Origin of the sequence: Streptomyces subrutilus (assembly GCF_001746425.1) — a bacterium.
Classification (GTDB): domain Bacteria; phylum Actinomycetota; class Actinomycetes; order Streptomycetales; family Streptomycetaceae; genus Streptomyces; species Streptomyces subrutilus_A.
Genome location: NZ_MEHK01000001.1, coordinates 4,298,354 through 4,321,659, shown reverse-complemented (window position 1 = coordinate 4,321,659; position 23,306 = coordinate 4,298,354). Strand labels below are relative to the sequence as shown.

The window sequence follows — 23,306 nt, the reverse complement described above, 5'->3', positions numbered from 1 at the left end:
TGGGCCTTGACCAGCGGCCGGATCCGTGGCGGCCGCCACGAGCAAAGGGCTTCACGATGCCGGCAGGCCATTCCACCGGTCGCTCCCGCCTCAGCCCGCGCGCCAAGCGCCGGGCGGAGCGGCGCAAGCGGCTGCGGCGCACGATCATCCTCGGCTCGGTGGCCCTCGTCGCGGTCACGGCGACGGCGTACGCGATGGCCCCGGACGAGGACGGCGGTACGGCGGACGGACGGCCCTCGGCGGCCCGGCCCGGCCAGCAGGACGGCGAGCCCGCCGAGGGGTCGGAAGCGGCCGCGCAGGGCGGCAGACGCGACCCCGCCCCGGCCTCCCCCTCCGGCAGCCCGTCCCGGCCCGCCGGCTCGCCCACGCCCACCCCGGCCGCCCCCGCGTCGCCCTCCGCCCAGGTCCCGGTCTCCGGCCCGGGCACCTTCAAGGCCTCCGGCGCCGCCGGGGCGGCCCAGGGCAAGGGGAACGTGCGCCGCTGGCGGCTGGAGGTCGAGGAGGGCAGCGGGGTCGACCCGGACGCCGCCGCCCGCTCCGTCGAGGCGATCCTCGGGGACCCGCGCGGCTGGATCAAGAACCCGGCCTACGCCTTCCAGCTCGCCGGCCCGGGCCAGCCGGTGGACTTCACCGTCAAGATCGCGACGCCCAAGACCACCGACCGGCTGTGCGAGGTGGTCACCCCCGAGCTGATCGGCGAGACCAACTGCCGGGCCGGGCACACCGTCGTGGTGAACCTCAAGCGCTGGCAGGAGGGGTCACCGCAGTTCAGCGGCTCGGTGGAGGAGTACCGGGCGCTGATCGTCAACCACGAGGTCGGGCACGAGCTCGGCCACTCGCACGAGGGGTGCCCGGGCGCCGGACAGCCCGCTCCCGCGATGATGCAGCAGATCAAGGGACTGAACGGCTGCAAGTCCAATGCCTGGCCGTACGACGCGAACGGAACCTATCTGTCCGGTCCACCCGTCCTATAGGGCGAGAGCCGGCACCGGACGGGCCGGCCAGGGGCGAGGAGTGGATACCGTGCGCGTCGTCAGCTTCAGCGTCCCCGCGTGGTTCCCCGCGTACGACGCCTCCCCCGCGGACGGCGTGCGCCCGCCGGCCCAGCTGACCGACCAGGAGTCCGCGGTGTTCCTGTGCCTGGCCACCGGCGCCTCCAACGCGGAGCTCGCCGCCGAGCTGCAACTGTCCGTCAGCACCGTCAAGTTCCACGTGGGCAACATACGGACCAAGCTGGGCGGGATCAGCCGCCTCCAGGCCTGCCTGCTCGCCGCGCTCGCCCGGGAGGACCCGCGGCTCAGCGACGGCGGTGTAGCAGCCGGCCCCCGATGACCGTGGCCACGCACGTGGTCGCGCCGTCCACCGGCAGCGCCTGCAAGCCGGCGACCGCGAACACCGCGAAGCGGGCCGGGGCGCCCGGCTCCAGGACCCCGTGGAAGGCCTCCTCGGCCGCGTCCCGGTGGGCTGCGAACGGGTCCAGGGCGGGCGTGCCCTCGTACGGGGCGGGCGGCAGGATCGCGAGGCCCGAGCGGGCCACCGCCGTGCGCACCGCCGGGATCGCGAAGCGGCCGGCGACCGCCACCACCCCGCGCGCCAGGAGCTTCTGGGTGCCGCGCCGGGCGCTGTTGCCCCACCGCGCCTCGGTCAGCTTCAGCGCCTCGAGCGCGTCCTGCCCGCTGATCGGCTCGGAGCCGAGCTCGGCGGTCTCGTACGGGTCGTCCGGGTAGTAGGTCCGCTCCAGGAGCGTGTCCGCCCCGCGCACCAGCAGCCCCGGGGTGAGCACCCCGGGCCAGCACCGGGCCCGCGCGTGCGGGTGGGCCGCGGCGAGGTCCTCGTACGGTCCCACGCTCGCGATCCGGTCGCCCTCGACGAGGACCGCGCCGCCGGGCAGCGGCGCGGATCCGGCCCCGGGGACGAGGAGTTCGGCGGAGTGGAGCGTCAGCATCAGTTCGTGGAGATGAGCTTCAGCTCGGGGTGCGCGGTGCCGCCCTCGATGGCGGTGGAGGAGATGTGCGAGACGACGCGGTCGTCGGCCGGGTCGTTCGCCGGGTCGTCGTGCACCAGGAGGTGCTCGTACGTCGTGGCGCGCTGCGCGGGGGTGCGGCCCGCCTTGCGGATCAGGTCGATGATCTCCTGGCGGTTGGAGCGGTGCTTGGCACCGGCCGAGGAGACGACGTTCTCCTCGAGCATGATCGAGCCGAGGTCGTCCGCGCCGTAGTGCAGCGAGAGCTGGCCCGCCTCCTTGCCGACGGTGAGCCAGGAGCCCTGGATGTGGGCGATGTTGTCGAGGAACAGGCGCGCGATCGCGATCATGCGCAGGTACTCGAAGATCGTCGCCTGGGTGCGGCCCTTGAGGCGGTTGTTCTCGGGCTGGTAGGTGTACGGGATGAAGGCGCGGAAGCCGCCCGTGCGGTCCTGCGTGTCACGGATCATCGCGAGGTGCTCGATGCGCTCGGCGTTGGTCTCGCCGGTGCCCATCAGCATGGTGGAGGTGGACTCCACGCCCAGCCCGTGGGCGATCTCCATGATCTCCAGCCAGCGCTCGCCGGACTCCTTGAGCGGGGCGATCGCCTTGCGCGGGCGCTCCGGCAGCAGTTCGGCGCCGGCGCCGGCGAACGAGTCGAGACCGGCCGCGTGGATGCGGCGGATGGCCTCCTCGGCCGTGACGCCCGAGATGCGGGCCATGTGCTCGACCTCGGACGCGCCGAGGGAGTGGATGACCAGCTGCGGGAACGCCTTCTTGATGGCGGAGAAGTGCTCCTCGTAGTACTCCACGCCGTAGTCCGGGTGGTGCCCGCCCTGGAACATGATCTGCGTGCCGCCGAGCTCCACGGTCTCCGCGCAGCGGCGCAGGATGTCGTCGAGGTCGCGGGACCAGCCCTTCTTCGTGTCCTTGGGGGCCGCGTAGAAGGCGCAGAACTTGCACGCCGTGACGCACACGTTGGTGTAGTTGATGTTCCGCTCGATGATGTACGTGGCGATGTGCTCGGTGCCCGCGTAGCGGCGGCGGCGCACCGCGTCGGCCGCCTGGCCGAGGGCGTGCAGCGGCGCGTGCCGGTAGAGGTCGAGCGCCTCTTCCTTGGTGATCCGGCCTCCCGCGGCGGCGCGGTCGAGGACAGACTGGAGAGCGGCCTGGTCGGTCACCGGTGCGTCACCTTTCGGCGGTGTGTCAAGGTCCGGACCGATCCAGCCTACGCCAGGGCCCGCGGCTCCCCGTCACGGGCTTCGGGTGAGGTCGCCCTCCGGGTTTCCGGCCGGGACGTCGCCCGACTCGTAGTGCAGGGTGCCGTTGTCGTTGAGGGTGAACCGCTCGTCGGCGGAGCCGCCCGAGCAGATACCGGGAGCCGGGTTGGGGCCGCCCGAGGTGTCCAGGACGAGCGAGCGGTCGGTGGCGGAGGCGAGCTTCCAGTCGCCGCTGCAGTCGGTGCCGAGGAGGGCCAGGACCGACTTGTCCCGGCCGACGACCTCGCCCACCTTGCCGGCCTTGATGGTGATCTCGAACTCGGCGGCGACGCCCATGCGGGCGGTGGTGACGGTGCCCTTCCAGGTGCCGATGAGCTCCTTGGGCACGTCCTGGCGGGTCCCCTTGGGGGCCTGCGTCGTCCCCGCGGACGGACCGGTGTCCGAGTCCGGGGGCGAGGCCGGCGCCGAGGTCCGCGGGCCGTCGCCCGCCACCGCGTCCCGGCCCTTGTCGCCCTGGCCGGGCAGCAGGCCCGCCCCGTACAGCCCGCCGGACACGGCGGCCAGCACGGCCGCCGCGGCGAGCACGAGCGTGCAGCTGAAGCGGCGCCCGGCCGCGCTGACGGTGACCTGCCGCCCGTCGGGTGCGGTCCGGGGCCCGGGCACACCGCCGCCTGTGTCGGCGGGCGCTCCGTAGGGGCCGTACGGGCCGCCCGTGGCGGCAGCCGCCCCCAGCGGTCCGGGCGCGGAGCCCGACGGGCCGAAGCCCGGCCCGCCGGGTGCGGAGGGGCCGGCGGCGGCGCCCGCTCCGCCCGCAGCCTCGGCCGGGCTCCCGTACGCGCCGGCGCCCGCGCCCGCGGAGCCGTACGGGCCGTGGCCGCCGTACGACGGGGCGGGGGAGCCGAAGCCGGCGCCGGCCGGGCTGCCGTAGGCGGGGGCGGTGAAGGGGACCGGGCCGGACGGGGCGTCCGGGACCACCGCCCCGCCCGCGGCGGGATCCGCGTCCAGGTCGAGCAGGGCGACCGCGGCCCGGCTGGCCTCCTCGACCAGGGGCGCGGGCAGCCAGCCCGGGGTGAGCAGGGCCCCGTCCAGAGCCGCCGCGACCGCCTGCGGGGTGGGCCGGGCGGCGCCTGTCTTGGCCAGGCAGGCCTCGATCAGCTCGCGCAGCGGCCCGGCCGGGACCGCGCCGAGCTCGGGCGGCTCGTGGACCACCTTGTAGAGGAGGGTCGCCGAGTTGTCCCCGGTGAAGGGCGGCCGCCCGGTCGCCGCGAAGGCCAGCACCGCACCCAGCGAGAACACGTCGGAGGCGCCGGTGACGCCCTTGCCGAGGATCTGCTCGGGGGACATGTAGCCCGGCGAGCCGACGGACACCCCGGTGGAGGTGAGCGAGGCGGTGCCGTCCGTGGCCCGGGCGATCCCGAAGTCGATCAGCCGCGGCCCGTCGAGGGTCAGCATCACGTTGGACGGCTTCACGTCGCGGTGTACGAGGCCCAGCCCGTGCACGGCCACCAGGGCGCGGGCCAGGCCGGCGCCGACGGCCCGTACGGAGGCTTCGGGCAGCGGCCCGTGGGCGGCCAGCGCCCGGTCCAGGGACGGGCCGGCCACGTAGCCGGTGGCCACCCACGGCACCGGGGCCTCCGGGTCCGCGTCGAGCACGGGCGCGGTCCACTCTCCGCCCACCCGCCGGGCGGCCTCCACCTCGCGGCGGAACCGGGCGCGGAACTCCTCGTCGGCGGCGAAGTGCGGGTGCACGATCTTGACCGCGACGGTCCGGCCGCCGGCACTGCGCCCCAGGTAGACCCGGCCCATGCCGCCCGCGCCGAGCCGGCCCAGCAGCCGGTACGCGCCGATGGTCCGCGGCTCACCGGCTTCCAGCGGCTGCATCGCGTCCCCCCATCCCCCGGGATCCGGGGCCCTCGTGTCCGCCCCGGCCAAGCAGCAGGTTAGAGGGTGGGTGGCGTGGGCGGGCCGCCTTTCCCTTCCCGACCGGTGACGGGAAGGGAATGGGAGACCGAATTCAACGGAAACGGCATATCCGTCGTTCCCGGACCCCGAATCCGATCACCCTTCGGCGGCGGCCGGCGTCAAGAGCTCCATGGCCACTTCCGCGGGATACCCCGTCGTGGGTCCGGTGCGGCGGGCGAATTCCCTCACGCCGGCGATCTGTTCCGGTCCGAAGCGGAAGTCGAGCGTGGTGAAGTACCGCTCGAGCAGCTCCGCGTCGAAGGCCTCCCAGCGGGCCGCCTGCTCGGCGACCTTGGCGACCTCCTCCAGGGAGACGTCCCGGGAGGCGAGGAAGGCCTCGTGGACCTTCCGGACGACGTCGGGCTCGCGGGCGAGGTAGTCCTTGCGGGCGGCCCAGACGGCGAAGACGAACGGCAGTCCCGTCCACTCCTTCCACATCTGCCCCAGGTCGTACACCGTGAGGCCGAGCCGGGGGGCGTCGTGGAGCGAGGCGCGCAGGGCGGCGTCGCCGATCAGCACGGCCGCGTCGGCCTCCTGCATCATCACGCCCAGGTCGGGCGGGCAGGTGTAGTAGTCGGGCTGGACCCCGTACTGCTCGGAAAGCAGCAGCTGGGCGAGGCGTACGGAGGTACGGGAGGTCGAGCCGAGGGCGACGCGGGCTCCGTCCAGCCGCTCCAGCGGGACCTGCGAAACGATCACGCAGGACATCACGGGGCCGTCGCAGCCGACCGCGAGGTCGGGGAAGGCGACGAGCCGGTCGGCGTTGCGGAGGAACTCCACGAGGGTGATCGGGGCGATGTCGAGCCGGCCCGCGACGAGGCTCTCGCTGAGCTTTTCGGGGGTGTCCTTGGTCAGCTCCAGGTCCAGCAGCGTGCCGGTTCTGGCCAGGCCCCAGTAGAGGGGAAGGCAGTTCAGGAACTGGATGTGGCCGACGCGGGGCCGGCTGCGATAGACGTCCACATCGCGAGACTAGCCCCCGGTGTCACGTCAGCCTCGCCGCGGGTCTCAAACGTCCGAGTGACGTGATCTTTCCCTCTGGTCTCCGCCGTGGGGTGCGTGCTAGGCTCGACGCAAGTTGCAGTTTGGTTTCCCTTGCAGTACGAGGCCTGCGGAGAATGTGACCCGCAGGCTTTTGTAGTTTTCAGACTTCTTAGCAGGTTCTGGAGCAGGGCGACCCTTTGGCCCATAGGAGGGCTCATGGCTACCGGAACCGTGAAGTGGTTCAACGCTGAAAAGGGCTTCGGCTTCATCGCCCAGGACGGCGGCGGCCCGGATGTCTTCGTCCACTACTCCGCGATCAACGCCTCTGGCTTCCGCTCCCTCGAGGAGAACCAGACGGTGAACTTCGACGTCACGCAGGGTCCGAAGGGCCCGCAGGCGGAGAACGTCACCCCGGCCTAATCGCCTGGGCCAACCTTAATCGCGGTTGGAAAAGCAGTACCCAAGGAGCCCTGTCCCCTTCTGCGCGAGCGGAACGGCAGGGCTCCTGCCTGTTCCCTCCCGGGGTGGGTGGCGGGGAACGACGTGGGGCCCGCACCGTTCGCACGGTGCGGGCCCCACGTCGTTCGGGCCGGCCGAGGCCGGGCTGACGGGTGCGGGCCGGGGCCCGCGCCGGGTGCCCGAACGGGCCGGGGCCCGGTCCGGCCCGGCGCGCACCCCGGGCGGGCCAAGGCCCGGGGTGCGGGCCAAGGCCCGGGGTGCGGGCTGGGGCCCGGGGTGCGGGCCAAGGCCCGGGGCCCCGGCGGGCGGGGTCCGGGGTGCGGCTGAGGGTCAAGACCCGGCGGCCGTGGGCTAGGACCCGGCTCGGGGAGGCGGGCCAAGGCCCGGGGCCCCGGTGGGCGGGGTCCGGGGGGCGGTTGCGGGTCAAGACCCGGCGGCCGTGGGCTCGGCCCCGGCCCGGGGGTACGGGTGTGGCCGGGAGGGCCGGGCTCGGTGCGGGCTGGGGTCCGGGGCGGGTCGGGCCGCGGGGGCGTGTGCGGGTCGAGGGCCGCGTTGTTCCGGGCGGCCTGAGCTGGAGCGGCCCTGTCGGGGTGTGGGGCGGGGTCCCTCCGGAGTGTCTCCTCGGCTCGCGCACCGAGCCGCGGCTGCGGAAGACCGAACCCGGGTTGCGCGCTCGTCCTGCGGGGACCCTCCTGCGGGCCCCCACCCCACCGCCGGGCTTCGTCAGCCGAGGGGTGTGGGGCCGTGCAGGGGTGTCCCCGCAGGACGAGCGCGCAACCTCGGCCGAGCCTTCGGACGAGGCTCAGTGCGCGAGCCGAGGAGACACCCCGGAGGGGCCCCGCACCCCGCCCCTCACCGACCAACCCCAGCCCCGCCGGCGCCTGAGGCGGGGGGCCTGGGCGGAGCCCAGGCGTTTGAGCCCTGCCGGGGCTCGGGCGCGGGGCGCGGAGCCCCGGTCCTCGAGCCCCGCCGGCGTTTGAGGCGCGGGGCAGCCCCGGAGGGGGCCACCCCTTGGTGGCAGGGCCCGGCGTCGGATTAGGGCTTCGGGGTCGGGGTCGGGGCGGTGATCTTGAGGTCCAGAAGGAGGGTGGTCTTCTGGGGGGTCGTCAGGCGGAGGGTGTACGTGCCCGGCGCGAGGTCCGCGTCCGTGAACAGGTCCGGGAGGACGATCTTGCCGTCGGCGCCCGACTTGAGCAGCGGGAGCCGGAAGGTCTTCTTGCCGGCCTCGTCCTTGAAGTACGGGCCCTTCGCGGTCTCCGGGTCCACCGGGACCCACGCGCCGTCCGCGTCCTTGACCACCAGTTCGGCGAGGACCTCCGTGCCCTCCACGGCCTTGCCCGCGGCCGTGGCGAGGACCGTGATGTCCTCGAGGCTCTCGCCGGCGACGGCCTCCAGCGGCTTCGCGCCGTCCGGGCGGGCCAGCCGGTCGGCGACCGGCTTCGGCTTCGCCGAGACCGTGCCGGTGAAGGCCGTCTGGACCCTGCCCGTCGTGTCGGTGGCCGAGACCCGCAGGGTGAAGGTGCCGGCCTTGGGCCCCGCCGTGAGGCCGGGCGCGGCCGCGATGCCCTCCGCGTCGGCCACGACCACCAGCGAGTCGGTCGGGGCCTTGGGGAAGGCGGTGCCCCCGGTGGCGTCGGCCTCGACCGCGAAGACGACCTGCTGGCCGGCGGCCGGCTTGCCGTCGCTGCGGACCACCTTGACCCGCGGGACCTCGGCGAACGCCGCCCCCGCCTCGGCGGTGAGAGCCGGGCTGCCGAGCACCGACACGTCGGTCAGGTGCGGGGCCGGCGGCTTCGGCTTCTCGGGCGTCGGGGTCGGGGTCGGGGTCGGCGTGGGGGTCGGGGTGGGCGTCGGCGTCGGCTTCGGCTTCGGGGCCGGAGTGGTCTTGGCCGGCGTCTGCGGCGTGGGCAGGGTGCTGCCCGGCGTCTCGATCGGGTAGTCCCCGGCCGGCGGGTTCGCGACCTCGCCGACGCCGTTCTGGTACTCCCGCATGAACCCGAGCACGGTGTTCACGTACTCACGGGAGTTGTTGTAGCTGAGGACCGCCGAGTCGAGCTTCGCCGCGACCGAGAGGTCGCGATCGCCCGCGCACAGGTAGAGGCCCGCGCCCAGCGCCGCGTCGTAGATGTTGTTCGGGTCGCGCTTGGCGTCGCCGTTGCCGTCGGCGCCCCACGTGGCCCACGTGGAGGGGATGAACTGCATCGGGCCGATGGCCCGGTCGTACTCGGTGTCCGCGTCGAACTCGCCCTTGTCGGTGTCGCGGATCTCCGCGAAGCCGTTGCCGTCGAGGCGGGGACCGCGGATCGGCTTCTCGGTGTAGCCGTCGGTCTTGAGCCCGTAACCCGAGGCGTGCACGGACTCGACCCGGCCGATGCCGGCGAGCAGCTGCCAGGGCAGGTTGCAGCCGGGCAGCGCCGCCGCCACGGCCACCTCGGCCCGCCGGTAGGCGTCGAGAGCGGTGGCGGGTATGCCGCTGGCCCCTTCGGGTACGGTCCCGCCGGCGGCCGGCTGCGGGTCGGCGACGATGTCGGGCAGGTCCAGCCGGGCGTCACCGCGGTCGGTGGCCTGCGGACTGTCGGGAGTCGGCTCGGACTCCCCCGCGTCGGCGGTCGACGGGTTGGTCACGACCGCGGCGGTGGTCAGACTGGCCGCGAGTGCCGCGGTGCACAGGACCTTGCGCGAGGTGTTGACGAGGTGACGGTGAAGCGGCTTCACAGTGCGGCGATCCCCCCAGGAGCCGTCATGGGTGCACGGCCGGTCGGGCCGTGAATATCCACTGTCTATCAGGTATTCGCAGGAGACTCGCCGTCACCCCGGCAGATGTGACGGACCATTCGTCTCGCCTTCACCGAAGTCTCATGGCCGAACGGACACAGAACCTGAGTCCCTGACCGTATTGACCATATGCCCCCCGCTTTCCACCAGTTCGCCCTCTTATCCTGGCCTTTATGGCCACCAGCACCCAGAAGGAACAGCGCCGCGAGGCCCGGGAGTGGCCTACCTGCCGTGGGTGGAGAAGGTCGGCCAGGCCTTCTACGACGAGGGCAGCAACGGCATCCCGGCGGTGTTCATCGAGGGCAAGAAGATCACCGTGAACTCGGGCAAGGGCATCGAGTCCATCACCCCGGACGCCTTCAAGCGGCTGATCGCGGACCACCGACGGCGCTGACCGGGGCCCGCCGGGGGCGTTACGGCGTGCTACCGACCTCCGCCCACACCGTCTTGCCGGGGCCCCGCGCCGCCACCCCCCAATCCCGGGCCACGGCGGCCACCACCAGCAGCCCGCGCCCGTCCTCCGCCGACCACGGATCGACGGGCGCGGGCGCGTCCGGCGGCCCCGTGTCGCCGCGGGTGTCGCTGACCATCACCCGCACGCACCCACCTCCGTACTCGAGCCGCAGCTCGAAGTCCCGCCCGGGCAGCCGCCCGTGCAGCACGGCGTTCGCGGCGAGCTCCCCCACGACGAGCCCGACGTCGTCGGACAGCTCGCACCCGTAGGGAATGCCCCAGATGTCCAACTGCGCCTGCGCGAGCCGCCGGGCGAGCCGGGCTCCGCGCCGCGTGGAGCTGAACCGCTGTGCCATGTCACTCTTTTCAGTCGTCACCTCACCGAGCGTGTCGACCGCGCTCTACGCTTTCCAGTAGTCGCGGCGTGACGCAGATCCGCTGTAGGGGCGCCGACGTCTGTGTGTACGGCTTGTACGGACGAAGGCGGTTCAGCCGATGAACGACATGTCAGATCGCGAGGAACGGCCCGAACGCCCCGTGGAGGCGGACGGCACGGCCCACCTGTTCCGGGCGCTGGGCAAACAGATCAAGGCGCTACGGGAGGCGGCCGGCCTCCACCAGAAGGAACTGGCCGCGCTGCTGCACGTCAGCGAGGACCTGATCGGCGCGATCGAACGGGGCGTCCGCACTCCGCAGCCGGACCTGCTGGAACGGGCCGACGGGGTGCTGGAGGCGCGGGGCGTTCTGCGGGTGGCGATCCCGGACGTGAAGGACGCGCTGAAGCGGGCTCGGACCAGGCATCCGGACTGGTTCCGGAGTTACGCGGAGGCCGAGGCAAACACCCAAGCCGTCCATGCATACGCGCACCAGGGCGTACCAGGGCTCTTGCAGACGGAGCGTCACGCACGCGAGGTCTTCACCCAGCGCCGCCCGTTGCTGGATGAGGCGACGATCGAAAAGCGGGTGCAGGACCGACTGTCCCGCCAGCAGATCTTCGAGCGCTGGCCCTCTCCCACCTTCAGCTTCATCCTCGACCAGAGCCTGCTGGAACGGCAGGTGGGTGGCCCGGCCGTCCACCGTGAGCAGCTTCAGCGCTTCCTGCACATCGGGGGGTTGCGTACGGTGGAGCTCCAGGTGATGCCGTATAGCCGTGGCGCACACACCGCAATGGGAGGCTCGTTCACCCTGCTCCATCCCAAGGGCCGCCAGCAGATCGCCTACCACGAGGCCTACGGCCGTCCTCACCTGATCACCGACCCCGATCAGGTACGGATCATGGCCGAGCGCTGTGGGATCATCCGGGCACAGGCACTCGCGCCCCACGAGTCCCTCGCCTTGATCGAGAAAACGCTGGGAGAAGTCAGATGAAGACCACCGGCCTAGCCTGGTTCAAGAGCAGTTACAGCGACGGCGAGGGTGGCGACTGCGTCGAGGTCGCGCTGGCCTGGCACAAGTCGAGCCACAGCAGCGGCGAAGGCGGCCAGTGCGTCGAAGTCGCCGCCTGCCCCACCACCGTCCACGTCCGGGACTCCAAGGTGACCGCCGGTCCCGAGCTGGCCGTGGCGCCCGCGAGCTGGAGCGCGTTCCTGTGCGGGATCACCGCCGCCCCGTGATGCCGCCCGCCGCGCGGGGGGCCGCGTACCCGGCCATCATGGTGGGGTGAGGCGTACTCGTACGGTGCTGCTCTGCATCGCCGGGCTGGTCGCGGCCACCCTCCCCGCCGGAGTGGCGGGCGCCGCGCCGGCGGGCTGTGTCAGCACACCCGGGCCCCTCCAGGGCCAGGCCGCCGACGTGCTCGGGATCGCCGAGCGGGCCAAGCGGGAGCTCGGGCTGAACTCCGTGATCCTCCGGGTGTCCCAGGACGGCAAGGAGATGGTCACCGCCGCGCTCGGCGAGTCCGTGACGGGCGTCCCGGCCGATCCGGCGATGCACTTCCGCTCGGGGTCGGTGGCGATCGCGTACATGGCCACCGTGCTGCTCCAGCTGGTCGAGGAGGGCAAGGCGGGTCTCGACGACACCCTCGACCGCTGGCTGCCGGACGCCCCGCACGCCGAGGAGATCACCCTGCGCCAGCTCGGCAACTCCACCTCGGGCCTGCACGACTACGTGACGGATCCGAAGTTCCTCGCCGAGCTGGAGGCCGCGCCGTTCCGGCACTGGACCTCCGCGGAGGTCATCGGCATCGCCGCCGCCCATCCGCTCTGGTACGAGCCCGGCACCAACTTCAGCTATTCGCACGCCAACTTCCAGCTGCTCGGCGCCGCGCTGGAGAAGATCAGCGGCGTGTCCCTGGAGCGGCTGCTCCAGGAACGCGTGATGCGGCCGCTCGGGCTGAGCGAGACCGCCAACGGCGCCACCCCCGAGATCCCGGTGCCCGCGCTGCACTCCTTCACCTCGGACCGCGGCATCTACGAGGAGTCCAGCTACTGGAACCCCTCGTGGACCACCGCTCCGGGCGCCGTCCTCACCACCGACATCTGCGATCTGGAGCGGTCCGCACGCGCCGTCGGCACGGGCGAGCTGCTGTCCGCGGAGTCGTTCCGGACCCAACTGGACCCGGGCACGGTGGGGCTCGGCACCACGACGGACGGGTGTCCGGCCACCGTGTGCCTGAAGAACACGCGGGAGGCGCACTTCGGCTTCGGGATCCTCGTCGACAACGGCTGGATCGAGCAGAATCCCTCGTTCTCCGGGTACGCGGCCATCCAGGCCTACCTCCCCGCCGAGAAGCTGGCCATCGCCGTCAGCGCGACCAAGGGCCCGAAGACCCCGGAGGGAAACCAGGCCCAGACCGTGGCCGAGCGGATCTCCGCCCTCCTGGCCCCGGACCGACCTTTGAAGTCGAAGCACCCGCACTCCTAGGGAGGGCTCAGGCTCCCGGTCCCGCCCAAAGGCCGTCCTCGGTCAGCCCCAGCAGGCCGATGGCGTTGCCGCGCACGATGCGGTCGACCACGTCGGGTGCCAGGTGTCCCATCTGGGCCTCGCCGACCTCGCGGGACTTGGGCCAGGTGGAGTCCGAGTGCGGGTAGTCCGTCTCGTAGAGCACGTTTCCGGCGCCGATCGCGTCCAGGTTCTTCAGGCCGAAGGCGTCGTCGAAGAAGCAGCCGAAGACGTGCTCGGCGAAGAGCTCCGACGGCGGGCGGTGGACCTTGTCGGCGACGCCGCCCCAGCCGCGGTTCTCCTCCCAGACCACGTCCGCGCGCTCCAGGATGTAGGGGATCCAGCCGATCTGGCCCTCCGCGTACATGATCCGCAGGCGGGGGAAGCGCTCGAACTTGCCGCTCATCAGCCAGTCGACCATCGAGAAGCAGCAGTTGGCGAAGGTGATGGTGGAGCCGACGGCCGGCGGGGCGTCCGCCGAGGTGGACGGCATCCGGCTCGACGAGCCGATGTGCATGGCGATGACCGTGCCGGTCTCGTCGCAGGCCCGGAGGAAGGGGTCCCAGTAGTCCGTGTGGACGGAGGGCAGGCCCAGGTGCGGGGGTATCTCCGAGAAGGCGACCGCGCGGACGCCGCGGGCGGCGTTGCGGCGGACCTCGGCGGCCGCGAGGTCGGCGTCCCACAGCGGGATGAGGGTCAGCGGGATGAGCCGGCCGCGGGCCTCCGGGCCGCACCACTCCTCCACCATCCAGTCGTTGTACGCCCGCACGCCGAGCAGCCCCAGCTCGCGGTCGGACGCCTCCGTGAAGGTCTGGCCGCAGAAGCGGGGGAAGGTCGGGAAGCAGAGGGCCGACTGGACGTGGTTGACGTCCATGTCCGCGAGGCGTTCGGGAACCGAGAAGGACCCCGGGCGCATCTGCTCGTAGGTGATGACTTCCAGTTTGATCTCGTCGCGGTCGTACCCGACGGCGGTGTCGAGTCGGGTGAGCGGCCGGTGCAGGTCCTCGTACACCCACCAGTCGCCGATCGGGCCGTCGTCGCCCTTGGCCCCCATCACGGGGGCGAACTTGCCGCCGAGAAAGGTCATTTCCTTCAAGGGGGCGCGGACGACGCGGGGGCCGGTGTCCTTGTACCTGGACGGGAGGCGGTCCCGCCAGACATGGGGGGGCTCCACCGTGTGGTCGTCCACCGAGATGATCTTCGGGAAGGTCTCCATACCCGATACCGTAGCGCCGATCTGACGAACCGTCAGCTAGTTGGTTGCCGATCGGGCCCGGATCAGGACCGGATCAGGAAGGACTCGGTCCGGGACGGGCTGACGTGTACGCGCAAGACAGGGCAGACTGACCCTTACACCGACGGAAGGCAGGGGGACGACAGATGGACGGCGTACCGGCCATCCCGCAGCCGCGGAAACACCCCGAGTCCCTTGCGGCCACCGCCGCACGCACCACCCCCGCGCGCACCACCGCCGCGGGCACCGCGGTGGCCGCAGCCCGCGCACCCGAGGCCGCCGAACGCACGGCGGGCGCATCGCGGTTCGCCGTGCTCGGGCCCATCCGCGCCTGGCGCGGGGGCGACGCGCTGCCCTCCGGGACGCCCCAGCAGCGGGCCCTGCTCGCCACGCTGCTGCTGCGCGACGGGCGGACCGCCACCGCGCCCGAGCTGATCGACGCCATCTGGGGCCAGGACCCGCCGCAGCAGGCCCTCGCCACCATCCGGACGTACGCCTCCCGGCTGCGCAAGGTCCTCGACCCCGGGCTGCTCGTCTCCGACGCCGGCGGCTACGCCATCCGGCTGCGCTCCACCGCCACCCTCGACCTGGGCGTCGCCCGCAGCCTGGCCGCCGATGCCGAGACCGCCCGCGAAGCCGGCGACCGGACCCTCGCCCGTACGCTGCTGGCCCGCGCCCTCGACCTGTGGGACGGCGAACCCCTCGCCGGGGTCCCCGGCCCCGCCGCCGAGACCGAGCGCACCCGGCTCGCCGAATGGCGCCTCCAGCTGGTGGAGACCCGCCTCGACCTGGACCTGGAAGTCGGCCACCACGCCGAGGCCGTCTCCGAGCTGACCGCCCTCACCGCCGCCCACCCGCTGCGCGAACGCCTGCGCGAGCTGCTGATGCTCGCCCTCTACCGCAGCGGCCGGCAGGCCGAGGCCCTCGCCGTCTACGCCGACACCCGCCGGCTCCTCGCCGACGAGCTCGGCGTGGACCCGCGCCCCGAACTCGCCGCCCTCCAGCAGCGCATCCTGAACGCCGACGCCGACCTCGCCCGCGCCGAGGACCCGGCGCCGGCCGCCGCCACCGTCCACGTGCGGCCCGCCCAGCTGCCCGCGACCGTCCCCGACTTCACGGGCCGCGCCAGCTTCGTCGACGAGCTCGGCACCATCCTCTCCGGCGGCGCCGAGGGCCAGGTCATGGCCGTGTCCGCGCTCGCCGGGATCGGCGGCGTCGGCAAGACCACCCTCGCCGTGCACGTGGCGCACACCGCCCGCCGGCACTTCCCGGACGGCCAGCTCTACGTCGACCTCCAGGGCACCGAGCCCCGCCCGGCCGAACCCGAGGCCGTCCTCGGCTCCTTCCTGCGGGCCCTGGGGACCCCCGACACCCTCATCCCCGACTCCCCCGCCGACCGGGCCGCGCTCTACCGCTCCACCCTGGACGGCCGGCGCGTCCTGGTCCTGCTCGACAACGCCCGCGACGCCGCCCAGGTCCGCCCGCTGCTGCCGGGCACCGCGGGCTGCGCCGCCCTGGTCACCAGCCGGGTCCGCATGGCGGGCCTCGCCGGGGCCCATCTCGTCGACCTCGACGTGATGAGCCCCGAGGAGGCCCTCCAGCTCTTCATCCGGATCGTCGGCGAGGAGCGGGTGCGCGCCGAACGCCAGGCCGCGCTCGACGTGGTCGGCGCCTGCGGCTTCCTGCCGCTCGCCATCCGCATCGCCGCCTCCCGGCTCGCCGCCCGGCGCACGTGGACCGTCTCCGTCCTCGCCGCCAAGCTGGCCGACGAGCGCCGCCGCCTCGACGAGCTCCAGACCGGCGACCTCGCCGTCAAGGCCACCTTCGAGCTGGGCTACGGCCAGCTGGAGCCGGCCCAGCAGCGCGCGTTCCGCCTGCTCGGCCTCGCCGACGGACCCGACATCTCCCTGTCGGCGGCCGCCGCCGTACTGGACCTGCCCGAGCACGACACCGAGGACCTCCTCGAAGCCTTGGTGGACTGCTCGCTCCTCGAATCCGCCGCCCCCGGCCGCTACCGCTTCCACGACCTCGTACGCCTCTACGCGCGTGCCTGCGCCGAGCGCGACGAGCAGCCGCCGAGCGGGCGCGACGCCGCCCTGGACCGGCTCCTGGACTTCTACCTGGCCACGGCCTCCGGGGTCTACGCCCTGGAGCGCCCCGGCGACCGGCTCCCGGCCCACCTGTCCGACACCCACTACCCGGGGCTCGTCTTCGGCGAGCCGCGGGCCGCCCTGGACTGGCTCTACGCCGAGGCCGGCCCGCTGCTGGCGTGCGTACGGCAGGCCTCCGTACGGGGCGGCGAGACGCTCGTGCTGCGGCGGGCGGTGGACCTGCTGTGGGCGGCGAAGGACCTGGCGGAGTCGGGGGCCAACTCCAAGCAGTACGAGTCGGCCGCCGTCGCCCTGCGCGACGCCGCGCAGGCCGCGAAGGACCCGTACGCCGAGGGCCGGGCGCGCACCACGCTCACCAACGTGCACCTGGTCGCGGGCCGGTTCGCCGAGGCCGACGACGAGGCCCGCCAGGCCACGGCGCTGGCCCGGGAGGCCGGCGACCCGCTGCCCAGCTGCTGGGCGCCCAACGACCGCGGGATCATCGCCCTCTACCAGGGCCGGTACGCGGACGGCGAGCGCTACCTGCTGGAGGCCATCGAGGGCTTCCGCGCCGACGCCAACAACGTGGGCGAGGCGAGCGCGCTGTGCAACCTCTCGCGCATCCACGTGGAGCTGGGCCGCCTCTCCAGCGCCATAGACCTCGCCCAGCAGGGCATCGCCATCTACGACCGGATGGGCCTGACCCTGCGCCTGGCCAACGGCCGCTACGCGCTGGGCATCGCCCTCACCCAGGCGGGCCGGCTCGGCGAGGCCCTGGCCCAGCTCACGGAGGCGCTGTCGCTGTTCCACGACAACCGGCAGCCCCTGTGGGAGGGCGTGACCCACTTCCGGCTGGCCGAGGCCCATCTGGCGGCGCGCCGTCCGACGTTGGCCGCCTCGCACGCGGAGCAGGCGATCGCGCTGCGCGGGATCGGCGGCGAGTGGCGGCGGGCGACGGTGCTGACGGTGCTGGGCAAGGCGCTGCGGCGGCTGGGGCAGACGGACCGGGCGCGGGCGTGCTGGCGGGACGCGGAGGCCGTCTTCGCCCAGCTGGGTTCGGCCGAACTGGCCGAGGTGCGGGCGCTGCTGGCGTCCGAAATCGCAGCCTGACGTCGGTGACCTGCAGTGACGTCCGATGAACGAGGCGTTCATCGTTCGTTTATCGCCGCGCGCCACTATTGGTGCATCGACCCGGTGCGTCGGGGGGCAACCGGGTCGGTTGGAGGACCACCCGTTCGGCGGTCCGCGGGGGAATCGCCGAACGGGCCCTACCCATCCGACAGGAGATCCGATGACGACGAACGAGAACATCCTGCCGAACGACGGCGACATCAAGCCGCTCGACAATCACGCCTCGGGCGTCGAAATCGAGACTCTCGACAACCACGCGTCGGGGATCGAGGTCAAGCCCCTCGACAACCACGCGTCGGGCGAGGAACTCCAGACGATGGACAACCACGCGTCCGGTCCGCGCCCGTAAGGCACAGCCGCACACAGCACCACGAACGTACGGGGGACGTACGGGGGACGTACGGGGGACGTACGGGGGACACGGGGGAGCACGGGGGGGGGGGACGGCGGGCGCGGGGGCCCGGAGGGGGAGCCACCGCGACCGCCGTCGCATGCCCGCGTACGGATGCGGGTGCCCCTACGCTGGGGGTGTGTTCACCAGCCACGGGCCCGGCGTCCGCGAACTCGCCGTGCAGGCCCTGTCCTCCGTCGAGCGCGGCTACGACCTGCTCGCGCCGAAGTTCGACCACACGCCCTTCCGCACCCCGGAGCGGATGCTCGACGCCGTCGAGGAGACCCTGGCCCAGCGGGAGGGCTCCTTCGGTGCCGGGCTGGACGTGTGCTGCGGCACGGGCGCGGGGATCGGCATGCTGCGGAGGCTGTGCCGGGAGCGCGTGACCGGGGTGGACCTGAGCGCGGGCATGCTGGCCGAGGCCCGGCGCGCGCATCCGGACCCGCGCGTGGACTTCGTACGGGCCGACGCGCGGGCCCTGCCGCCCGAGCTCGCGGCCTCCTACGACCTGGCCGTCAGCTTCGGGGCCTTCGGCCACTTCCTCCCGGCCGAGCGGCCGGCCCTCTTCGCCGGGGTCCACGCGGCGCTGCGCGAGGGCGGGGTCTTCGCCTTCCCGATCGGCGCGCCGATCCCGCCGAGCCACCCGCTGTGGTGGGCGGTGGCGGGCTTCGACGCGGCGATGCGGGTGCGCAACGCGGTGTGGCGCCCGCCCTTCGTCATGTACTACCGGACCTTCCCGCTGAGCGGGGTCCGCGCCGACCTGCGGGCGGCCGGCTTCACGGTGGAGACCGCCGCGCTGGAGCACTTCGGCCGCCGGCCCTCGGGCGCTCCGCGCTGGCGCCTGGTCCTGGCGCGCAGGTCAGCCCGACCGCACCGAGTACACGTGCGCGAGGGGCTGGGGCCAGTAGGCTGATTCGGCACCTCTGGAGGAAATCATGGCAGCCGAGCTCCCCGAATGGATGCTTCCACCCCGCCCGAGCGGCTGGGAAGCGGACGACCTCGATCACTGGCCGCAGGCTCCCCGGCACACGGAACTCATCGACGGGGCACTGATCTTCATGATGTCCCCGCAGCGGTCCTGGCACGCCCGCCTCGTGGAGAACCTGACCTTCAGCCTGCGCCAGGCCGCGCCCGACGGCATCGAGATCGAACGGGACATGACCGTCCGGCTCGACAAGAGGAGCCGCCCCGAACCGGACGTCCTGGCCGTGACGGTCGCCTACGACCCCGACCGCACCCGCTTCCTCCCGGACGAGGTGGCCCTCGCGATCGAAGTGGTCTCCGAGGAGTCGGCGGAGCGTGACCGCTCCATCAAGCCGTTCAAGTACGCCCAGGCGGGCATCCCCCACTTCTGGCGGGTCGAGGACGAGGCGAGCGGGCCCGCCGTCCACGTCTACGAACTGGACACCGTCACCAGGTCGTACGTCCCCACCGGGATCCACCGCGAGTGGCTGAAGGTGTCGGTGCCGTTCCCCGCGGCCATCGACCTCGGCAAGCTCGTCCCCTGATTCGTCCCCTGACTCAGCGGGCCCTCAGTTCGCGTTTGAGGATCTTGCCGCTCGCGTTGCGGGGGAGTTCGGTGACGAACTCCACGGCGCGCGGGACCTTGTAGTTGGCCATCTCCCGCCGGGACCAGGCGATCAGGTCGTCGGCGGTGAGGGTGGAGCCGGGGCGGCGGACGGCGTAGGCCTTGCCGACCTCGCCGAGCCTCGGGTCCGGGACGCCGACCACCGCGACGTCGGCGATGTCCGGGTGGAGGCCGAGGAGCTGCTCGATCTCGGCGGGGTAGGCGTTGAAGCCGCCGACGATGAACATGTCCTTGATCCGGTCGGTGATGCGCAGGTTGCCGTCCTCGTCCGTGAACCCCACGTCGCCGGTGAGCAGCCAGCCCTCCGGGGTGATGGCCTTCGCCGTCTCGTGGGGGTCCTCGAAGTACCCCCGCATGACGTGGTGCCCGCGGACGGCGATCTCGCCCACCCGGCCGGCGGGCAGGGCCCGTCCCTCCGCGTCCCTGATCATCACCTCGGTGTCCGGGATGGCCCGCCCCGAGGTCTCGGCGATGGTCCGGGCCGGGTCGCCGCGGCGGCACATGGTGACGACGCCGCTGGCCTCGGAGAGCCCGTAGGCGGTGAGGACGGTGGCGATGCGCAGTTCGCCGCGCAGCCGCTCGACCAGCTGGAGCGGGACGACGGCCGCGCCGGTGACGACCAGGCGCAGGGCGGAGAGGTCGTGGTGGGCGCGCTGGGGGTGGTCGAGCAGGGCCTGGTGGAGGGTGGGCGGCCCGGGGAGTACGGAGATCCGCTCGGCCGCGATGTTGGCGAGGACGGTGTCCACGTTGAAGACGGGCTGCGGGATCATCGTGGCCCCGCGCATCAGGCAGGCGATGATTCCGGCCTTGTAGCCGAAGGTGTGGAAGAAGGGGTTCACGATCAGGTAGCGGTCGCCCTCGCGCAGTCCGGCGAGCTCGCTCCACACGTCGTAGCAGCGCAGGGACTGGGCGTGGGTGATGACGGCGCCCTTGGGGCTGCCGGTGGTGCCGGAGGTGTAGATGATGTCGGAGGGGGCGTCGCCCGGGATCGCCGCGGCGCGCTCGCGGACGGCGCGGGCCGGCACGCGGTCCCCGCCCGCCAGGAAGTCCTTCCAGGTGCGGAAGGACTCGGGGGCGTCCTCGGCGAGGACGACGACCTGCTCCAGGTGCGGCAGCCCGGCCAGCGGGCCGGCGCCGGTGCCCTCGGCCGCGGCGCGGCGCAGCGAGGCGACGTAGGAGGTGCCGAGGAAGGTGCCGGTGACGAAGAGCAGCCGGGCCCGGCTGCGCCGCAGGACGTACGCGGCCTCGGTGCCCTTGAAGCGGGTGTTGAGGGGGACGAGCACCGCGCCCGCGGAGACGGCGCCGAGGGCGGAGACGATCCACTCCAGGGTGTTGGGGGCCCAGACGGCGACGCGGTCGCCCGGTTCGACCCCGGCGGCGATGCAGGCGGCCGCGGCGCGCTCGACGCGCTCGCCGAGCTGGGCGTAGTCGAGCCGGACCCGGCCGTCGACGACGGCCTCGCGGTCGGCGTAGCGCGCGGCGGCGTCGCGCACGAGGCCGGCGATGCTGCCCCACCGCAGGTCCCCGCGCGGGTCGGTGTCCCCCTCCTGCGCCGCGCCCCCGTGACCGTTCACCGATCCGCCCGCTCCCGCACCCGGTCCCCGTCCCGCTCCCGCACCCTCGTCCACGCCCTCGTACATCGCACGCCCCTCCCTGCGATCCCAGTAGCTGACTATGCGTCAGATTAGCTGTAGCCTTCGCGGCTGTCAGTACTGATACACCTCCGGAGGTGGCGATGGCGGCAACGCTCAGGGACGCGACAGCGATAGTCGGCATCGGCCAGACCGCCTTCGCCAGACAACTGCCGCAGACCGAGAAGGAATTGGCATGCCGGGCCATTCTGGCAGCCCTCGCCGACGCGGGGATAGAACCCGCCGAGGTCGACGCCTTCGCCTCGTACACCATGGAGGAGACCGACGAGGTCGAGGTCGCCAAGGCCATCGGCGCCGGCGACGTCACCTTCTTCTCCAAGGTCGGCTACGGCGGCGGCGGCTCCTGCGCCACCGTCGGCCACCTGGCCTCCGCCGTGGCCACCGGCCAGGCCACGGTCGGCGTCGCCTGGCGCTCGCGCAAGCGCGGCTCCGGCCCCCGCCCCTGGAAGAACACCGCCGTCCAGCTGCCCACCCCCGGCCAGTGGACCCGCCCCTTCGGGCTGCTGCGCCCGGCCGACGAGATCGGCATGCTGGCCCGCCGCTACATGCACGAGTACGGCGCCACCCGCGACCACCTCTTCAACGTGGCCATGGCCTGCCGCAACCGGGCCAACGAGAACCCGGCCGCGATGATGTACGAACGCCCGCTGACCCGCGAGATGTACATGACCTCCCGCATGATCAGCGACCCGCTCTGCCTCTTCGACAACTGCCTGGAGACGGACGGGGCTCTGGCCTGCGTGATCGTCTCCGCCGAGCGGGCCCGGGACTGCCGCCAGAAGCCCGTCTACGTGCACTCCGTCGCCCAGGGCCTGCCCGCCCAGCACCACGGCATGGTCAACTACTGGAACGACGACCCGCTGTCCGGGCCCGCCTGGACGGCCGCCCGGCACCTGTGGAAGCAGGCCGACTTCGGGCCCGAGGACGTGGACGTCGCCCAGATCTACGACGCCTTCACTCCGCTGATCCCGCTCTCGCTGGAGGGCTACGGCTTCTGCGGGCGCGGCGAGGGCGCCGCCTTCACCGAGGGTGGCGCCCTGGAGATGGGCGGCCGGCTCCCCATCAACACCGGGGGCGGCGGACTGTCGGAGGCCTACGTGCACGGCTTCAACCTGATCAACGAGGGCGTCAAGCAGCTGCGCGGCGTCTCCACCGCCCAGGTGCCGGACGCCGCGACCTGCCTGGTGACGGCGGGCGAAGGCGTCCCGACGTCCGCGATCCTGCTGCGCGCCTGAGCGGCCGACGCGGAGCGCCGAGCCGCCGAGCGCCGAGCCGCCGAGTCCTGAGCCCCGAGGAGGGCCACGCCATGACCACCACCGAGGAATCGCTTCTGCTCCCCGTCCCCGACGAGGACGGCGCCCCCTTCTGGGAGTACGCCGCCCGGGGCGAACTGCGCGTCCAGGCCTGCACGGCCTGCGGCAGACTCCGCTTCCCGCCGCGCCCCTGCTGCCCGCACTGCCAGTCCTTCGACTCCCAGTGGCGCCTGACCAGCGGCCGCGGCCGCATCTGGTCCTACGTCCAGCCGCATCCGCCGCTGCTGCCCGCCTACGCGGCGCAGGCCCCGTACAACGTGATCCTCGTGGAGCTCGCCGACGCCCCGCACATCCGGCTGGCCGGCAACCTGGTGGCCTCGGCCGACGCCCCGCTGAACTCCGTGGACCCGGCCCGGCTGCGCATCGGGGCGCGGGTGCAGGCGGTGTTCACCGAGACGGGCGGGGTGGCGGTGCCGCGCTGGATCCTGGAGAAGCCGTGACGCTGCGGGTGGAGCGGGACGGGGCGGCCGGGGTCGCGGTCGTCACCCTGGACCGGGAGCGCAGGCACAACGCCATCGACCTGGCGACGGCAGCCGAACTGGCCGCGGTGTGGCGGCGGTTCCGGTTCGAGGACGAGGTGCGGGCGGTCGTGCTGACGGGCGCCGGGACGGCCGCCTTCTGCACGGGCATCGACCGGGGGGCGCTGGTGCCGCAGCCGGGGTCCCCGTACTCGGTGGACGATCCGCTGGTCGCCATCGGCCCCAAGGCGAACGACCTGTGGAAGCCGGTGATCGCCGCGGTCAACGGCATGGCCTGCGGCGGGGCGTTCTACCTGCTGGGCGAGGCGGAGTTCATCGTCTCCTCCTCATCGGCCACCTACTTCGACCCGCACACCGCCTACGGCATGGTCAGCGCCTACGAGGCCGTGTACATGGCGCAGCGGATGCCCTTCGGGGAGGCCGCCCGGATGTCCCTGATGGGCACGGCGGAACGGCTCTCCGCGCGGCGGGCGTACGAGATCGGCCTGGTCTCCGAGCTGGCCGAGCCCGGGGAGCTGCTCGGGGCGGCCCTGCGCGCGGCCGGGACGCTGGCCGGCTTTCCGACGGAGGCCGTGCAGGGCACCGTACGGGCCTTGTGGTCGGCGAAGCAGGCGGCGCTCCAGCAGGCCCTGGCGCAGGCCCCGGCGCTGATCGCGCTGGGCAACCTGCCCCCGGACCGGCAGGCGGACCTGTTCGCGGCCCGGCCGCCGGGCAGGGAGTTCAGGCTGCGCTGAC

General features: G+C 73.2%; 22 protein-coding genes. 14 read left to right on the top strand and 8 right to left on the bottom strand.

From position 1 onward, the window contains the following. Positions 1-56 precede the first annotated feature (56 nt). Together BGK67_RS20480 and BGK67_RS20475 are read left to right on the top strand one after the other, a co-directional pair. Entirely contained in the window at positions 57-974 is a 918-nt protein-coding gene (locus tag BGK67_RS20480) for a DUF3152 domain-containing protein (RefSeq protein WP_069921446.1), read from the top strand. A 49-nt stretch (positions 975-1,023) separates the two neighbouring features. Continuing rightward, positions 1,024-1,332: a helix-turn-helix domain-containing protein gene (locus tag BGK67_RS20475; protein ID WP_069921445.1), complete on the top strand. Its 309-nt coding sequence runs from the start codon at positions 1,024-1,026 to the stop codon at positions 1,330-1,332. On the opposite strand, the gene BGK67_RS20470 is transcribed toward BGK67_RS20475, so the two are convergent. The 4 genes from BGK67_RS20470 to BGK67_RS20455 form a co-directional block, all read right to left on the bottom strand. Continuing rightward, on the bottom strand, positions 1,298-1,945 hold the full coding sequence (locus BGK67_RS20470; RefSeq protein ID WP_069921444.1) for an imidazolonepropionase-like domain-containing protein: 648 nt from the start codon (positions 1,943-1,945) through the stop codon (positions 1,298-1,300). The genes BGK67_RS20475 and BGK67_RS20470 overlap by 35 nt on opposite strands. Next, the gene (gene mqnC, locus BGK67_RS20465; RefSeq protein ID WP_069921443.1) at positions 1,945-3,144 is read right to left on the bottom strand and encodes a cyclic dehypoxanthinyl futalosine synthase; all 1,200 of its coding nucleotides are present in this window, start codon (positions 3,142-3,144) and stop codon (positions 1,945-1,947) included. The genes BGK67_RS20470 and mqnC overlap by 1 nt, the downstream gene beginning before the upstream one ends. Before the next feature lie 72 nt (positions 3,145-3,216). Further along, on the bottom strand, positions 3,217-5,064 hold the full coding sequence (locus tag BGK67_RS20460; RefSeq protein ID WP_069921442.1) for a serine/threonine-protein kinase: 1,848 nt from the start codon (positions 5,062-5,064) through the stop codon (positions 3,217-3,219). A gap of 177 nt (positions 5,065-5,241) precedes the next feature. Next, positions 5,242-6,105 carry a menaquinone biosynthetic enzyme MqnA/MqnD family protein gene (locus tag BGK67_RS20455; RefSeq protein WP_069921441.1) on the bottom strand — a complete coding sequence of 288 codons (864 nt, stop codon included), beginning with the start codon at positions 6,103-6,105 and terminating at the stop codon, positions 5,242-5,244. A 237-nt stretch (positions 6,106-6,342) separates the two neighbouring features. Between BGK67_RS20455 and BGK67_RS20450 the strand changes: the two genes are divergently transcribed. Beyond that, positions 6,343-6,546 carry a cold-shock protein gene (locus BGK67_RS20450; protein ID WP_030012116.1) on the top strand — a complete coding sequence of 68 codons (204 nt, stop codon included), beginning with the start codon at positions 6,343-6,345 and terminating at the stop codon, positions 6,544-6,546. A 1,074-nt stretch (positions 6,547-7,620) separates the two neighbouring features. On the opposite strand, the gene BGK67_RS37635 is transcribed toward BGK67_RS20450, so the two are convergent. Next, positions 7,621-9,300, bottom strand: a complete 1,680-nt coding sequence (locus BGK67_RS37635; RefSeq protein ID WP_244291275.1) for a lytic transglycosylase domain-containing protein — start codon at positions 9,298-9,300, stop codon at positions 7,621-7,623. A gap of 277 nt (positions 9,301-9,577) precedes the next feature. Between BGK67_RS37635 and BGK67_RS38980 the strand changes: the two genes are divergently transcribed. Next, positions 9,578-9,754 carry a hypothetical protein gene (locus BGK67_RS38980; protein WP_167739585.1) on the top strand — a complete coding sequence of 59 codons (177 nt, stop codon included), beginning with the start codon at positions 9,578-9,580 and terminating at the stop codon, positions 9,752-9,754. Positions 9,755-9,773: 19 nt separating this feature from the next. Here BGK67_RS38980 and BGK67_RS20440 read toward each other — a convergent pair whose 3' ends face one another. After that, on the bottom strand, positions 9,774-10,169 hold the full coding sequence (locus tag BGK67_RS20440; RefSeq protein ID WP_069921440.1) for an ATP-binding protein: 396 nt from the start codon (positions 10,167-10,169) through the stop codon (positions 9,774-9,776). 139 nt (positions 10,170-10,308) lie between these two features. Between BGK67_RS20440 and BGK67_RS20435 the strand changes: the two genes are divergently transcribed. From BGK67_RS20435 to BGK67_RS20425, 3 genes are read left to right on the top strand one after another with little or no spacing between them, the layout of a single operon-like run. Continuing rightward, complete coding sequence (locus BGK67_RS20435; RefSeq protein WP_432215466.1) at positions 10,309-11,181, top strand: helix-turn-helix domain-containing protein; 873 nt, start codon at positions 10,309-10,311, stop codon at positions 11,179-11,181. Beyond that, positions 11,178-11,426 (top strand): DUF397 domain-containing protein, encoded by a 249-nt coding sequence (locus tag BGK67_RS20430; protein ID WP_069921439.1) that lies wholly within the window; start codon positions 11,178-11,180, stop codon positions 11,424-11,426. The genes BGK67_RS20435 and BGK67_RS20430 overlap by 4 nt, the downstream gene beginning before the upstream one ends. Positions 11,427-11,472: 46 nt before the next feature. Then, positions 11,473-12,675 (top strand): serine hydrolase domain-containing protein, encoded by a 1,203-nt coding sequence (locus BGK67_RS20425; RefSeq protein ID WP_244291274.1) that lies wholly within the window; start codon positions 11,473-11,475, stop codon positions 12,673-12,675. A 7-nt stretch (positions 12,676-12,682) separates the two neighbouring features. Here BGK67_RS20425 and BGK67_RS20420 read toward each other — a convergent pair whose 3' ends face one another. Next, on the bottom strand, positions 12,683-13,909 hold the full coding sequence (locus BGK67_RS20420; protein WP_069921438.1) for an amidohydrolase family protein: 1,227 nt from the start codon (positions 13,907-13,909) through the stop codon (positions 12,683-12,685). 164 nt (positions 13,910-14,073) lie between these two features. On the opposite strand from BGK67_RS20420, the gene BGK67_RS20415 reads away from it, so the two are divergent. The 4 genes from BGK67_RS20415 (at position 14,074) to BGK67_RS20400 (ending at position 19,047) form a co-directional block, all read left to right on the top strand. Then, a complete protein-coding gene (locus BGK67_RS20415; RefSeq protein ID WP_079154291.1) occupies positions 14,074-17,127 on the top strand; it encodes an SARP-family global regulator AfsR in 3,054 nt (1,017 codons plus the stop codon). Positions 17,128-17,308: 181 nt separating this feature from the next. Continuing rightward, positions 17,309-17,497 carry a hypothetical protein gene (locus tag BGK67_RS20410; RefSeq protein ID WP_069921437.1) on the top strand — a complete coding sequence of 63 codons (189 nt, stop codon included), beginning with the start codon at positions 17,309-17,311 and terminating at the stop codon, positions 17,495-17,497. A 181-nt stretch (positions 17,498-17,678) separates the two neighbouring features. Continuing rightward, positions 17,679-18,452, top strand: a complete 774-nt coding sequence (locus tag BGK67_RS20405) for a class I SAM-dependent methyltransferase (RefSeq protein ID WP_069921436.1) — start codon at positions 17,679-17,681, stop codon at positions 18,450-18,452. A 22-nt stretch (positions 18,453-18,474) separates the two neighbouring features. Continuing rightward, entirely contained in the window at positions 18,475-19,047 is a 573-nt protein-coding gene (locus tag BGK67_RS20400; protein ID WP_069921435.1) for a Uma2 family endonuclease, read from the top strand. Positions 19,048-19,060: 13 nt separating this feature from the next. On the opposite strand, the gene BGK67_RS20395 is transcribed toward BGK67_RS20400, so the two are convergent. Then, complete coding sequence (locus BGK67_RS20395) at positions 19,061-20,767, bottom strand: FadD3 family acyl-CoA ligase (protein ID WP_079154290.1); 1,707 nt, start codon at positions 20,765-20,767, stop codon at positions 19,061-19,063. Positions 20,768-20,862: 95 nt separating this feature from the next. Between BGK67_RS20395 and BGK67_RS20390 the strand changes: the two genes are divergently transcribed. The 3 genes from BGK67_RS20390 (at position 20,863) to BGK67_RS20380 (ending at position 23,305) form a co-directional block, all read left to right on the top strand. Further along, on the top strand, positions 20,863-22,014 hold the full coding sequence (locus tag BGK67_RS20390; RefSeq protein ID WP_069921434.1) for a lipid-transfer protein: 1,152 nt from the start codon (positions 20,863-20,865) through the stop codon (positions 22,012-22,014). Between the two features lie 71 nt (positions 22,015-22,085). Next, positions 22,086-22,532 carry a Zn-ribbon domain-containing OB-fold protein gene (locus BGK67_RS20385; protein WP_069921433.1) on the top strand — a complete coding sequence of 149 codons (447 nt, stop codon included), beginning with the start codon at positions 22,086-22,088 and terminating at the stop codon, positions 22,530-22,532. Continuing rightward, the gene (locus tag BGK67_RS20380; RefSeq protein ID WP_069921432.1) at positions 22,529-23,305 is read left to right on the top strand and encodes an enoyl-CoA hydratase/isomerase family protein; all 777 of its coding nucleotides are present in this window, start codon (positions 22,529-22,531) and stop codon (positions 23,303-23,305) included. The genes BGK67_RS20385 and BGK67_RS20380 overlap by 4 nt, the downstream gene beginning before the upstream one ends. Position 23,306 lies beyond the last annotated feature (1 nt).

Bases quoted from the DNA above. Each gene is read 5' to 3' on its own strand.
- BGK67_RS20480 (WP_069921446.1), top strand. From the start codon at position 57: ATGCCGGCAGGCCATTCCACCGGTCGCTCCCGCCTCAGCCCGCGCGCC.
- BGK67_RS20470 (WP_069921444.1), bottom strand. From the start codon at position 1,945: ATGCTGACGCTCCACTCCGCCGAACTCCTCGTCCCCGGGGCCGGATCC.
- BGK67_RS20460 (WP_069921442.1), bottom strand. From the start codon at position 5,064: ATGCAGCCGCTGGAAGCCGGTGAGCCGCGGACCATCGGCGCGTACCGG.
- BGK67_RS20450 (WP_030012116.1), top strand. From the start codon at position 6,343: ATGGCTACCGGAACCGTGAAGTGGTTCAACGCTGAAAAGGGCTTCGGC.
- BGK67_RS20440 (WP_069921440.1), bottom strand. From the start codon at position 10,169: ATGGCACAGCGGTTCAGCTCCACGCGGCGCGGAGCCCGGCTCGCCCGG.
- BGK67_RS20435 (WP_432215466.1), top strand. From the start codon at position 10,309: ATGAACGACATGTCAGATCGCGAGGAACGGCCCGAACGCCCCGTGGAG.
- BGK67_RS20430 (WP_069921439.1), top strand. From the start codon at position 11,178: ATGAAGACCACCGGCCTAGCCTGGTTCAAGAGCAGTTACAGCGACGGC.
- BGK67_RS20420 (WP_069921438.1), bottom strand. From the start codon at position 13,909: ATGGAGACCTTCCCGAAGATCATCTCGGTGGACGACCACACGGTGGAG.
- BGK67_RS20415 (WP_079154291.1), top strand. From the start codon at position 14,074: ATGGACGGCGTACCGGCCATCCCGCAGCCGCGGAAACACCCCGAGTCC.
- BGK67_RS20410 (WP_069921437.1), top strand. From the start codon at position 17,309: ATGACGACGAACGAGAACATCCTGCCGAACGACGGCGACATCAAGCCG.
- BGK67_RS20400 (WP_069921435.1), top strand. From the start codon at position 18,475: ATGGCAGCCGAGCTCCCCGAATGGATGCTTCCACCCCGCCCGAGCGGC.
- BGK67_RS20395 (WP_079154290.1), bottom strand. From the start codon at position 20,767: ATGTACGAGGGCGTGGACGAGGGTGCGGGAGCGGGACGGGGACCGGGT.
- BGK67_RS20390 (WP_069921434.1), top strand. From the start codon at position 20,863: ATGGCGGCAACGCTCAGGGACGCGACAGCGATAGTCGGCATCGGCCAG.
- BGK67_RS20385 (WP_069921433.1), top strand. From the start codon at position 22,086: ATGACCACCACCGAGGAATCGCTTCTGCTCCCCGTCCCCGACGAGGAC.